The organism is Streptomyces sp. CA-251387 (assembly GCF_050936625.1).
Taxonomy (GTDB): domain Bacteria; phylum Actinomycetota; class Actinomycetes; order Streptomycetales; family Streptomycetaceae; genus Streptomyces.
Window position 1 is genome coordinate 8849238 of the sequence record NZ_JBNJMJ010000001.1, and the last position, 12031, is coordinate 8861268.

General features: G+C 71.3%; 8 protein-coding genes. 2 read left to right on the forward strand and 6 right to left on the reverse strand.

From position 1 onward, the window contains the following. Positions 1–25 precede the first annotated feature (25 nt). From ACQEV2_RS39515 to ACQEV2_RS39535, 5 genes are all read right to left on the reverse strand, one after another. On the reverse strand, positions 26–2845 hold the full coding sequence (locus tag ACQEV2_RS39515) for an NHLP bacteriocin export ABC transporter permease/ATPase subunit (RefSeq protein WP_433053146.1): 2820 nt from the start codon (positions 2843–2845) through the stop codon (positions 26–28). Between the two features lies 1 nt (position 2846). Then, positions 2847–5069 carry an NHLP family bacteriocin export ABC transporter peptidase/permease/ATPase subunit gene (locus ACQEV2_RS39520; RefSeq protein ID WP_433053149.1) on the reverse strand — a complete coding sequence of 741 codons (2223 nt, stop codon included), beginning with the start codon at positions 5067–5069 and terminating at the stop codon, positions 2847–2849. Further along, positions 5066–5872: an HlyD family efflux transporter periplasmic adaptor subunit gene (locus ACQEV2_RS39525; RefSeq protein WP_433053152.1), complete on the reverse strand. Its 807-nt coding sequence runs from the start codon at positions 5870–5872 to the stop codon at positions 5066–5068. The genes ACQEV2_RS39520 and ACQEV2_RS39525 overlap by 4 nt, the downstream gene beginning before the upstream one ends. Before the next feature lie 141 nt (positions 5873–6013). Further along, positions 6014–6229: a type A2 lantipeptide gene (locus ACQEV2_RS39530; protein WP_215153194.1), complete on the reverse strand. Its 216-nt coding sequence runs from the start codon at positions 6227–6229 to the stop codon at positions 6014–6016. 475 nt (positions 6230–6704) lie between these two features. Next, positions 6705–7118, reverse strand: coding sequence for a PaaI family thioesterase (locus ACQEV2_RS39535; RefSeq protein ID WP_433053155.1), 414 nt, complete (start codon positions 7116–7118; stop codon positions 6705–6707). Between the two features lie 187 nt (positions 7119–7305). On the opposite strand from ACQEV2_RS39535, the gene ACQEV2_RS39540 reads away from it, so the two are divergent. Further along, positions 7306–8667 carry a S1 family peptidase gene (locus tag ACQEV2_RS39540; RefSeq protein ID WP_433053158.1) on the forward strand — a complete coding sequence of 454 codons (1362 nt, stop codon included), beginning with the start codon at positions 7306–7308 and terminating at the stop codon, positions 8665–8667. A gap of 97 nt (positions 8668–8764) precedes the next feature. On the opposite strand, the gene ACQEV2_RS39545 is transcribed toward ACQEV2_RS39540, so the two are convergent. Continuing rightward, entirely contained in the window at positions 8765–10915 is a 2151-nt protein-coding gene (locus ACQEV2_RS39545) for a SpoIIE family protein phosphatase (protein ID WP_433053161.1), read from the reverse strand. 359 nt (positions 10916–11274) lie between these two features. Here ACQEV2_RS39545 and ACQEV2_RS39550 point away from each other — a divergent pair, with 359 nt between their 5' ends. After that, positions 11275–11883 (forward strand): LuxR C-terminal-related transcriptional regulator, encoded by a 609-nt coding sequence (locus tag ACQEV2_RS39550; RefSeq protein WP_433055142.1) that lies wholly within the window; start codon positions 11275–11277, stop codon positions 11881–11883. Positions 11884–12031 lie beyond the last annotated feature (148 nt).

Consider the following 12031-nt stretch of genomic DNA (forward strand, 5'->3'; position numbering starts at 1 on the left):
CGTGGGCGGGAGCCGGCCGGCCCGGTCACGCCATCTGGCGTCGCACCAGCTCGTGCAGCCGCCCGTTCGTGTCCGCCAGGAGCTGTGCGGGCGGGCCCTGCTGGGCGACCTTGCCGTCCTCCATCACGATCACGCGATCGGCGTCCAGCACCGTGGACAGGCGGTGCGCGATGACGATGCGGGTGGCGTTGAGGGCCTTGGTGGACTCGATGACCGTGCGCTGGGTCTCGTTGTCGAGGGCGCTGGTCGCCTCGTCGAAGAACAGGATGCGCGGGCGGCGGATCAACGCCTGGGCGATCATCAGGCGTTGCCGCTGACCGCCGGAGATGGCGCCGCTGCCCGAGACGATCGTGTGCAGCCCCATCGGCATCCGCTTGATGTCCTCGGCGAGCCCCGCCATCTCGGCCGCCGCCATCGCCTCCTCCGGCGTGTACGGCTCGGTGCCGCAGATGACGTCGAGGATAGAGCCGGTGAACGGCTGCGCATGCTGCAGCACGACCCCGCACTGCCGGCGCACGGCCGACTGGTCGAGCGCCGCCAGGTCCTGGCCGTCGTACAGCACACTGCCGGAGACCGGCTTGTCGAAGCCGATCAACAGCCGCAGCAGCGTCGACTTGCCGCAGCCACTCGGGCCGACGATCGCCACGAACTCGCCCGGCCGGACGTCGAAGGACACGTCGTCGAGGACGAGCGGACCGTCGTCGGAGTACCGGAAGGACAGGCGGCGCGCCTCGATCGATCCCGTCAGCGGGCCCGGCCGGGTGCTCGCCGTGCGCACCTCCGGCGTCGCTTCCAGCACCGGCTTGATCTCCTCGAACAGCGGCAGCGCGGCCACCACCGACACGAACGCACCGGTCAGCTGGGTCACCGAGGTGAGCAGCATCGTCACCGACGTGTTGAAGGTCAGGAACGCCGCCGCCGACATCGACCCGCGCGCCGGACCCGCCAGCAGCATGAACATCAGCAGCGTGCACAGCGGCAGATACACCGCACCCAGCACCGTGGTGAGATTCTTGATCCGCCCCACCTTCTGCTGGAGCTCACGGCTGCGCGCGAACCGGTCCGCCCAGGCCGCGTACGCGTAGTTCTCGGCCGCCGCGACACGCAGCTTCGGCAGCCCGCGCAGCGTCTGGAAGGACTGGTTGTTGAGCTTGTTGCTGAGCACCACCAGCCGCCGCTGCCAGCGCACCTGCCACAGCCCCAGCCCCAGGAACACGGCCGCGATCACGACGAGCATGCAGATCGCCGCCAGCGCCATCGGCACGCTGTACCAGAACAGCAGGGACAGGTTCATCGCGCCCACCGTCACCGACTGCGCGACGACGGGGCCGACGCCGGCCATCAGACGGCGGATCGCGCTGATGCCCATGGCCTGGCTCGCCAGCTCACCGGTGGAGCGCTCGGTGAAGAACTTCGTGGGCAGCCGCAGCAGCCGGTCCCACAGGGCCGGTTGGAGCGTCGCCTCGATACGGCCCTCCAGGCGCAGGATCGTCAGGTTCTGCAGCAGCATGAAGGCCGCGGCCACGACGCTGCTGATCATCACGGCCAGACAGAACTGCACGATCAGCTCGGTCTGGGCCTTCGGCACGAACTCGCCGAGCACCTTGCCGGTCGCGATCGGCACCAGCGCGCCGATCGCCACCGTCACCAGGCCGCTGATCAGCAGGTTCGTCAGATCGCCGCCCGTGCCCCGCATGCTGAACCGCAGCAACCTGAGCGGGCTCAGCGCGCGGTCGGGCAGCGGGCGGTAGAACATCACCGCACGCGGCTCGAACTCCTCCGCGTTGGCCTTCTCGATCGGCGTCTCACGGCCGGTCGACGGATGGACGGCGACATAGCCTCCGCGCCGCCACAGCAGCGCCACCGGCGCACCGGACAGCGCCCGATGGCCCACCAGCGGCCCTACGTTGTCCCGCCACCACCGCCCGTCCAGCCGGACGGCCCGGGTGCGCACGCGTGACGCGATGGCCACCCGCTCGACCGGGTCGAGCCGGTCGCTCTCGGTACCGCTCTGCGCGGGCTCGGCCAGCGTGATCCCGGCCGCCTGGGCGACCAGCTTGCAGGCCGCGTAGCTGGCGTCCGCGTCGGCGGCCGTCGTCCGCTTGTCGCTGCGCTTGCCGATGGACGCCAGCAGCGTCCGGTCGGCCTGCGCGCGTACCGCCTCGCCCGCCTTGATGCCCTCGGCCGTGCGCGTCTCGTGGGTGCGCTCCAGCTGCTCGATCCAGCGGTCCAGCGTCGTCAGCAGCCGGTACTGCTGGTCGACCATGGACTGCCAGACCGCCGGGTCCATCAGCAGGTCGGCGGCCGCCTCCGCGCCGTACAGCGAGCCGTACTGCACACTCCCCGGCGGCACCTGCATCCAGAAGACGTCGTCGTCGGTCACCTCGGCGGCCGACCCCTCGGTCGCCATCGGCGCCTGGAAGAGGATGGAGAGGCTGCGGCCGACACCCAGGGCGAGCGCGTACTCCAGCGGGCTCGTCGTCGGAGGGACGTACTGCGGGTTGCCGTACTCGTCGTAGGACCAGGTCTGCGTGTTCGCGGGCTGGTACAGCTCGCGCAGCCCGATGCGGTGCACCACGCAGTCCCTGAGCGGGCGCGCCACCAGCGTGTGCTGCGGTCCGGCGACCGGACCGAGCAGCAGCGAGCCCGCCTCCAGACGGCCGAGATGGTGCCAGTGGCCCTGCTGCCCGGCGTCCACCGCGAACAGGTCCACCGCGCCGGACGCGACCAGCCACAGCACCTGCGGGCCTTCGAGGTCGAGGCGGTTGAACCCCGTGCAGTCGATGGGCGTGCCCATCTGCCCGAGCGCGTTGAGGACGAGGTCACCCTCGTGGACGGACGTCATCTCACCGCTCCCTGACCAGCGCCGCGTACGCGCCGCCGCGCGCCACCAGCTCCTCGTGCCGCCCGCGTTCCACGATCGTGCCGTGCTGGAGTACGACGATCTCGTCGCTGTCGCGCACGGTGCTGAGCCGGTGCGCGATCACCACACAGGCGCAGCCTCGCTTGCGCAGGTTGTCCATCACGACCAGCTCGGTCTCGGCGTCCAGCGCGCTCGTCACCTCGTCGAGGACGAGGATGCTGGGGCGGCGCACCAACGCCCGCGCGATCTCCAGGCGCTGGCGCTGCCCGCCCGAGAAGTTGCGGCCGTCCTGCTCGACCTTGCTGTGGATGCCGCCGGGGCGGCGCATGACCACGTCGTACAGCGCCGCGTCGCGCAGCGCGTCCACCACCGCGTCGTCCGGGATCGACGGGTCCCACAGCGCCACGTTGTCGCGGACCGTCCCCTCGAAGAGGAACACCTCCTGGTCCACGAAGGACACGGACGCCGCGAGCGCACCGCGCGGGATGTCCTCGATGCGCTGGTCGTCGATGCGGATGACGCCCTCCCAGGGGGCGTACAGACCCGAGATCAGCCGGGACACCGTGGACTTGCCGCTGCCCGAGCCGCCGACCAGCGCCACCTGCTGGCCCGGGCCCACGGTCAGGTCGAATCCGGTGAGCAGCGGCTTGTCGAGCGGGTTGTAGCCGAAGGTGATGTTCTGCAGCTCGACATGGCCGTGCAGCCGGCGCGTCGAGTCACCGGCACCGGGGCGGCCGTAGAGCGGGTCGGCCTGGAAGTTCTCGACGTCCTTCAGACGGGCCACGTCGGCGGCGAAGTCCTGGATGCGGCCCGCGACACCGTTCAGCCGGGTGATCGGGGCGGTGAAGCGGGTGACCAGGGCCTGGAAGGCCACCAGCAGGCCGACGGATATGCCACCTTCGACCGCGCGCATGCCGCCGATCCAGAGGATGAGCGCGCTGTTGAGCGTGGCGAGCGTGGGCGCGACCACGCCCAGCCAGGCGCTCGGCACGCCGAGGCGCTGCTGCTCCTCCAGCGTGGTGGCGTGCTGTCCGGCCCACTTGCGGAAGTAGCCGTCCTCGCCGCCGGTCGCCTTCATCGTCTCGATCAGCTGCAGACCGGTGTAGGCGGTGTTGGTGAGCCGGGCGCTGTCCGCGCGCAGCTTCGCCGTACGGGTGGCCCGCAGCCGGATGACGACCCGCATGGCGACGACGTTCAGCAGCGCGACGCCGATGCCGACGAACGTGAGCTGGGGGTCGTACGTGTAGAGGAGGATCGCGTACAGGACGACGACCACCGCGTCCACGCCCGCCGCCGCGAGGTCGCGGGCCAGCGTCTCGGCCACGGCGTCGTTCGACTGGAGGCGCTGCACCAGGTCGGCCGGGCTGCGCTGGGAGAAGAACGTCACCGGCAGCCGCAGCAGATGGCGCAGGAAGCGGGCGCTGGAGAGGGTCGAGGAGATGATGCGGCCACGCAGCAGGTTCGCCTGCTGCAGCCAGGTCAGCACGACCGTGAACAGGACACAGGTGCCCATCGACGTGAACAGCACGCTGAGCAGGGACGTCTGCCCGCCGATCAGGAACATGTCGATGTAGGTGCGGCTCAGCGCGGGCACCGCAGCGCCCACCAGCACCAGGAGCAGGCTCGCCAGCACCGCGGCGGGCATCGTGCCCGCGGTGCCGCGCAGCCGGGCCGGCATCGCGCCGAGCACACCCGGCTTGCGCCCGCCCTTGCTGAAGCCCTCGCCGGGCTCCATCACCAGCACGACGCCGGTGAAGCTGCCGTCGAAGTCCTCCATGGGCACGAAGCGGCGGCCCTTGGCGGGGTCGTTGATGTACACGCCCCGGCGGCCGAAGCGGCGGCCCATGCCGTCGTAGACGACGTAGTGGTTGAACTCCCAGAACAGGATGGCCGGCGTCTTCACCTCGGCGAGGGCGGCCGTGTCCATCTGCATGCCCTTGGCCGTGAGGCCGTAGCTGCGGGCGGCCTTCAGCAGGTTGCTGGCCCGCGAGCCGTCGCGGGAGACACCGCAGGCGATGCGCAGCTCCTCCAGCGGGACATGGCGGCCGTAGTGGCCGAGGACCATCGCGAGGGAGGCGGCGCCGCACTCCACGGCCTCCATCTGGAGCACGGTGGGCGTGCGGACGGTCTTCGCCCTGCCCTTGGGCACGGGGCGCTTCGGCGGGGCGGCGCGGCGCCGGCTGCGGGTCTCCTGTGCGGCGCTCACGGCAGCAGCCAATCGACGGGACGCTGATCGGTCAGCCGGATCGAGGCGTTGGCCGTGGTCATGGAGGTGAGGTCGAACGGCGGCCCGTCCGCGGACGACCACTTGTAGCCGCTCTTCGTGCTCGAGTTCCGGTCCAGCTTCACCGTCACGGCCACCGGCCTGCCGTCCTTGGTGAACTGCTCGCCCAGCTGGTTGTCCCCGAGGTACGCGGCGATCTGCTGCGCCGACTGCGCGGAGCGGTCCACCGACTTCACATGGCCGCGCAGGACGCCGTATTCCTGGGTGGGCACGGAGGAGACGGTGAGGTCCACGGCGGCCTTGTCGGGTATGGAGGCCGCGTTCTCGGCGGGGACGTACACCGTGGCGTACAGCGGGTCCTTGGCGTGGGCGACCTTCTCCACGGCGGCGACGTTCGCGCCGGTGGAGATGATCTGCCCGATGGTGGCGGCGAGCGCGGTGACCCGGCCCGCGGCGACGGTACGGACGACCGTCTCGCCCTTGGCCGTACGGACCTTCAGTACGGGGGAGTTCGCCGGGAGCCGCGCGCCCTGCTCGGCGAGGACCGCGGTGACCTGCCCGGCGACCGGGCTCTGCAGGACGTAACTGCCTTGGCCGTGCGTGAGGATGGCGGGCGCGCTCACCGTGGAGGCGACCGATCCGGTCACCGCCCACACGGACGCGGCGGCCATGACGACCAGCGTCACGGAGAGCACCAGCCAGCCCTGCGGGCGGGCGAAGCGCACCGGGAGGTCGAGCTCCTCCGGTGACTGGAGCTTGGCGAGGGCCTGTTGGCGGAACTGCACGGAACTTTCCCTCACCTGAGGATGAGCGGAGACCGGCGCATGGGCCGGTCGTGTTGCCAGCGGTGCCGGGATTTGTCTTGCGGCACCCGTAAGTCCCGGAGCCGGGGAACGGCTCCGGGACTCAGCGGTACGAAGGCGCGATCAGAGACCGGCGACCAGGTTCGAGACCGGGGCGGTGTTCAGGCCGGTGACACCCTCCACGGTGCCGACGACCGTGTCGACCAGGCCGGAAACCGGGGCAATGCCGTTGACAGCGTCGAGGGCACCGTTCACGGCGTTGACCTGCAGGCCGCCGGAGACGTTGTCGAGCTCGGCGTCGGAGATCTCGACGGTCTCAACCTGGGGGGTGGAGTTCATGATGGAACTTCCCTTCCTAATGGATATCTCATAAGGGGGAGCGGCCCCCTCTGGGGACAGATGACGGCCGCGACCGCGAGCGCCCGGCGCCCGTTTCCGGAAGCCGTTCGCGGCCCCCGCGGTGCGATGGATCAAAGCACGCTGCGGGCGGGGGCTTCCAATCAAACGGCGGCCTCACCAGGGCACTTGAGCCCCAGAGGCATCGATCCGTGCAGACGCGTGCACGTCTCGTCGGCGACTTCTTCACAAGCGTCACAGCATCGGCTCCGACGAGCTGTTGCGTCCGCTCGGGGCGGCACGGGTCGATGCGGCGGCGAATCCGACACTCCGGCCCCAAGGGGGTGACCGTCGGTAGCACCCTGTGGAGAACCCCGGCCCACGGTGACTTCGTTGAGTATTGAATGTGCAGATTCGCTGAAGCCAGGATTCCGATCGGTGTTCACAACCGACTGCTACCGACCGGTAGCGGATCGTGTCAGCCCAGAAGCGCGTACACCGTGCTCGCCCGGGCCGCGATGTCTCCCGACGCCTCGTCGGTCATCGTGATGTCGGCGAAGGCCATCCGGCGGCCCAGCTTGGTCACGACCGCTTCGATCAGGACATCCGAACCGATCACCGCGCGCTGAAAAGACGTCGATTGCTGCACCGTCGTCATCGGCCCGTACGCCCCGCGCGCCGCCGACACGGCGATCACGGTCGCGGTGTCGGCGGCGGCCATCAGCGCCTGCCCCGACAGGGCACCGCCCTCCCGGGCCAGCGTGTCCGACCAGGGCATTCGCAGGACGGCGCGCCGGTCCTCCACCGCCTCGACGGACAGGCTGAGTTGGAGCACCCAGGGGGCGAAGTTGGCGGAGAGGATCTTGTCGGCTTCGGCGGTGGTCATCGTCATATGGGGGATTCTTCCCGCCGCCGGACCTTCGGGTGCGCTCCTTGGCCGATTCGTTGGTGCGAACGGGGCACGTGCAAACGGAATTGAACGCCCCACCGGACCCGTGCGTACCAACTGCCAACCAGGCGCCCCGAACAGCTGCCGAACAAAGGCGGCACAGACCCCGTCCCCCAGGAGGTCGAGAAGTTTGAGTCACAAGCGAATTCCGAAGCGCAAGGCCGCGATAGCCGCGGGCAGCGTGGTGGCGCTCGGAGCGGCCGCGATCCTTTTGCCGAACGCCAACGCGTCCCAGGACGGCGCGTCGGACGGCGCCGCCGCTGCCCCCAAGACCCTGAAGGCGGCCGACGCCTCGGATCTCGCCTCGCAGCTCGCGGGACTGCTCGGCGACGCCTTCGCCGGTTCGTACTACGACGCCGAGAGCCAGCAGCTCGTCGTCAACGTGGTGAACGGCGACGACAACAACGTCATCGTCCAGGCGAAGAAGGCGGGCGCGAAGGTCCGTGAGGTCGAGAACAGCCTGGACGAGCTCGAGGCCGGCGCGCAGACCCTGAAGTCCGAGGCGACCATCCCGGGCACCGCGTGGGCCGTCGACCCCAGAACGAACAAGATTCTCGTCACCGCCGACAGCACGGTCACCGGCGACAACTGGGACCAGCTGGAGTCGACCGTCCAGAGCCTCGGCTCCGGCATGGCGACCATCAAGAAGTCGGCCGGCACCTTCAAGACGTTCCTCTCCGGCGGCGACGCCATCTTCGCCGGCGGCGCACGCTGCTCCGCGGGCTTCAACGTCACCGCCGGCGACGGCACCCCCGCCTTCCTGACCGCCGGTCACTGCGGAGTCGCGGCCGAGCAGTGGTCGGACACCGAGGGCGGCCAGCCGATCGCCACCGTCGACCAGGCCACCTTCCCCGGCGCCGGCGACTTCGCGCTGGTCAAGTACGACGACCCGGCGACCGAGGCGCCGAGCGAGGTCAACACCGGCGACCAGACCCTCGCGATCAGCCAGGCCGCGGACGCCGAGGTCGGTCTGCAGGTCTTCCGGATGGGCAGCACCACCGGGCTGAACGACGGCCAGGTCACGGGGCTCGACGCCACCGTCAACTACCCGGAGGGCACCGTCACCGGGCTCATCCAGACCGACGTCTGCGCCGAGCCCGGCGACAGCGGCGGCTCCCTGTTCACCCAGGACGGGCTGGCGATCGGCCTCACCTCCGGCGGCAGCGGCGACTGCACGGTCGGCGGAGAGACGTTCTTCCAGCCGGTGACCACCGCCCTGGAGGCGGTCGGCGCGACCCTGGGCGACGCCGCGGGCGGCGCGGGCGCGGGCGACGAGGCCGGAGCCGGTGACGAGGCAGGCGCTGGTGAAGAGGCGGGAGCCGGTGAGGAAGCCGGAGCCGGTGAAGAGGCGGGAGCCGGTGAAGAGGCCGGAGCCGGTGAGGAAGCCGGAGCCGGTCAGGAGGCCGGAGCCGGTGAGGAGGTCGGCAACGGCAACGCCGACGGCACGGGCAACGGCCTCGGCGAGATCATCGGCAACGGCGTCGGGAACTGACCTACCCACACCGACGCACGGATCGAGGTGATCCGCACGCACGTGGTCCGGTCCTCCGGCGGGGGCCGGACCACTGGCGTGTGCGGAGCCGGAGCCGTCACCCCAGCGCCCGCAACAACAGCAGCGCCACGTCGTCCACCCGTTCCCGCATCGACGCGCTGTGCTGGACGAGCAGGTCGGCCAGCTCGTCCAACGGCCGCTCACCGGCCTCGGCGAGCACCTGGCCGAGGTCGGCGAGCGCGTCCTCGATGTCGACGCCGGGCGACTCGATCAGCCCGTCGGTGTAGAGGACGAGCACGGAGCCGGGCGCGAGGTCGACCTCCGTCGTCGGATAGGTGGGCGAGCCGTCGATGCCCAGCAGCGGCCCACCGGCGAGGTCGAGCACCCGCACCCGTCCGTCCGGTCGTCTCAGCAGCGGCGGAGGGTGCCCGGCGCGGGCCATCACCGCCCGCCCGTGTGCCGGGTCGAGGCGCAGGTACAGGCAGCTGGCGAACAGGTCGGAACCGAGGTCGAGCAGCAGCCGGTTGGTGCTGCGCATGACCTCCTCGGGTGCCTGACCGACGGTCGTGTACGCCCGTACGGCGGTGCGGATCTGGCCCATCAGGCCGGCCGCGGTGACATTGTGGCCCTGCACGTCCCCGATCACCGCCGCGGTCAGACCCTGCTCCGTCGGCACCAGGTCGTAGAAGTCGCCGCCGATCTCCATGCCCTGCATGGCGGGGAGATAGCGTGCGGCCGCGTCGATCCCGGGCAGCGTCGGCAGTGAGTGGGGGAGCAGGGCGGCCTGCAGGCCGTGCGCCAACTGGTGCTTGGCGTCGTAGAGCTGGGCCCGCTCCAGCGCCTGCGCGATCAGCCCGCCCAGGCTCGTCAGGACCGCGCGTTCGTCCGCCGGGAAGGGATGCGGCTCGGCGTAGGCGAGCACACAGGTGCCGACCGGCCGACCGGAGGCGATCAGCGGCAGATACGCCCAGGCCGAGAAGCCGTCCGGGGTGGCCTCACGGAGCGGATACAGGCGTTCCAGCTCCTGCCGGGAGTCGAAGAACGCGGGCACCCCGGTGGTCAGGGCGTGGGTGCCCGGGGTCTGCTCGGTCAGCGGCATGCCGTCGAACCGCTCCACGATCTGCGGATCCGGATAGCCGCGGTGCCCGAGCACATGCAGCCGCCCCGCCCGCGATCCGAGGACGACCAGCGCCTGGCTGCCGACGGCCGGGACGATCTCGTCCGCGACCAGCTGCACCACGTCCTGCACGCCGGCCGCCTCGGTGAGCGCACCGGCCAGGCTCAGCACCTGGGAGATGGTCACCAACCGGGCCGGCGCGTCGCTCGGGCGTGGCCCGCTGCGGACCATCTCGGCCACCGCGCGGGCCCTGCTGATGCGCACGCTCAGGCCGGTCGTACTGGGATACATACGGAACGACAGCCAGTCGCCGGGCGGACGCAGCGCCACGAACGACGTCGTCTGCTGGCTCATCAGCGCGGCCCGGTAACGGTCCTCGTACACCGGGTCGTTCAGCCACGGCACCGACGCCCACAGCTGGTTGCCGAGCAGCCGGCTCGCTGGGACGCCGATCAGCTCGGCCGCCGCCGGGTTGGCGAAGCTGATCCGGCCGTGCAGGTCGAGCGAGCACAGCCCGTACGGCAGCCGCGACACCATCCGCGCCGCCTCCACCGTGCCGAGCGTGCCGGCCGCGCCGCTGAACGCCGGCCCGGCCAGCAGATCGGGCTCGGGAAGCGGCGGGCGGCTGTCCTCCAACGCGCGCTCCAGCCGTACCGCGAGGCGTCGGCAGGCGGCCGTGAGGTGTCCCCGGTCCCGGTCCGACAGTTCCGGGGGATGCGAACCGGGCCAGGTCACGAAGATCGCACCGTACGCGGTGGACTCGGTGGCCACGGGAAGCGCGGCCAGCGCGAACGGATAGGGCAGCACGACGGCGATCCGCGGATACCGGGCCGCCATGTCCTCCTCGCCCGCGACCCAGACGAGCCGCCGCTCACGCACCGCCTCCGCGACCGGGATCGGCGCGCTGAGCCCCACTCGCTCCCACGGCGCCGCGAACGCCCGGGGCAGCCCCGCCATCACCGCCATCTCCAGCACGGGCTCGTCGGCCGCCAGCAGATAGACGGCACCGGAGTGGGCGTTCACCTCGTCCATCATCGACGCCAGCGCCAGCGACAGCAGGGGCCGGCCGACCCGCGTCCGTGCGGCCGCCGGTGCCTGGGCGGACGTCTGCCCGTCGGACACGCCGACCACCTCCTCGCACGGGCGCGTCCCGAGGCGACCCGCGCCGCTCGCGCGCGCCGGGCCCCAGGGCTCAAATCTCCCCCCTCACGCCCCTTCGCGCACGGCGAGCGCTCCTCGACACCGGCGCGGGGCCGTGCGGAGGCGCACAGGTACCCCCGGCACGGCGAGATCCGCGGCGTACCCCCTTGCCCCCGGAGCATGCCCCCGCAGTCGAAGCGTGCGGCGGCGTACGGGCGCCGCGCGTGCGCCCCCGCGCCCCCTGATGGCCGATTCTTCGCGCCCGGTGGCGGTGCCGGACGCCAACAATGGGGCACGCGCTCCTCACCGAGGAACCGGTGCCGGTGTACGACGAGCTGAGAGGACGGACAGTGATCCGGGTGCTTCTGGTGCACGACGCGTGTCTGGTCAGGTCGGTCCTGGCGGAGTGGTTGCGCCAGGAACCGGACCTCGGGGTGTTCGACGCCCCGTGGCAGGGTGCGTCCGGCCGTCTGCGATCCGTGCGTCCGGACGTCTGCGCGGCCGACCTCGACTGCTCGGACGCCTACGGCATCCCGCCGCTCGGCGACCTCTGCGCCCGTGAGGCGGGCCGGACACCGCCGCGGCTGCTCGTGCTGGCCAGCGCGAACAGACCGGGTCTGCTGAAGCGGGCCGCCGAGGCCGGGGCGCTCGGCTATGTGGACAAGGAGGGCTCGCCCGAGAACCTCGTGCACGGGATCCGGCGCGTCGCCGAGGGGGAACGTTTCGTCGACGACTCGCTGGGCTTCGGCTTCCTCAAGGCCGCCGAGATGCCGCTGACCCGGCGGGAGCTGAGCGTGTTATCCCTCGCCGCCGAGGGAGCCTCGGTGGCGGAGATCGCGGGGAGCCTGCACCTGTCCCACGGGACCGTGCGCAACTACATGGCGGCCATCACTCGCAAGACCGGTGCGCGGAACCGGATCGACGCGATCCGGATCTCCCAAGGGGAGGGCTGGCTCTGATGGGGCGGGTGTGTGTGGCGGGCGGGGGGCTATGACGGGACGGGCGTGTCCGACTGGACGGGTGTCTCTGACGGCACGGGCGTCCGGTCGCCCACGAGAGCGCGGTACGACGGTGAGCGGCGCAGGAGGCCGTCGTGGGTGCCGCGGG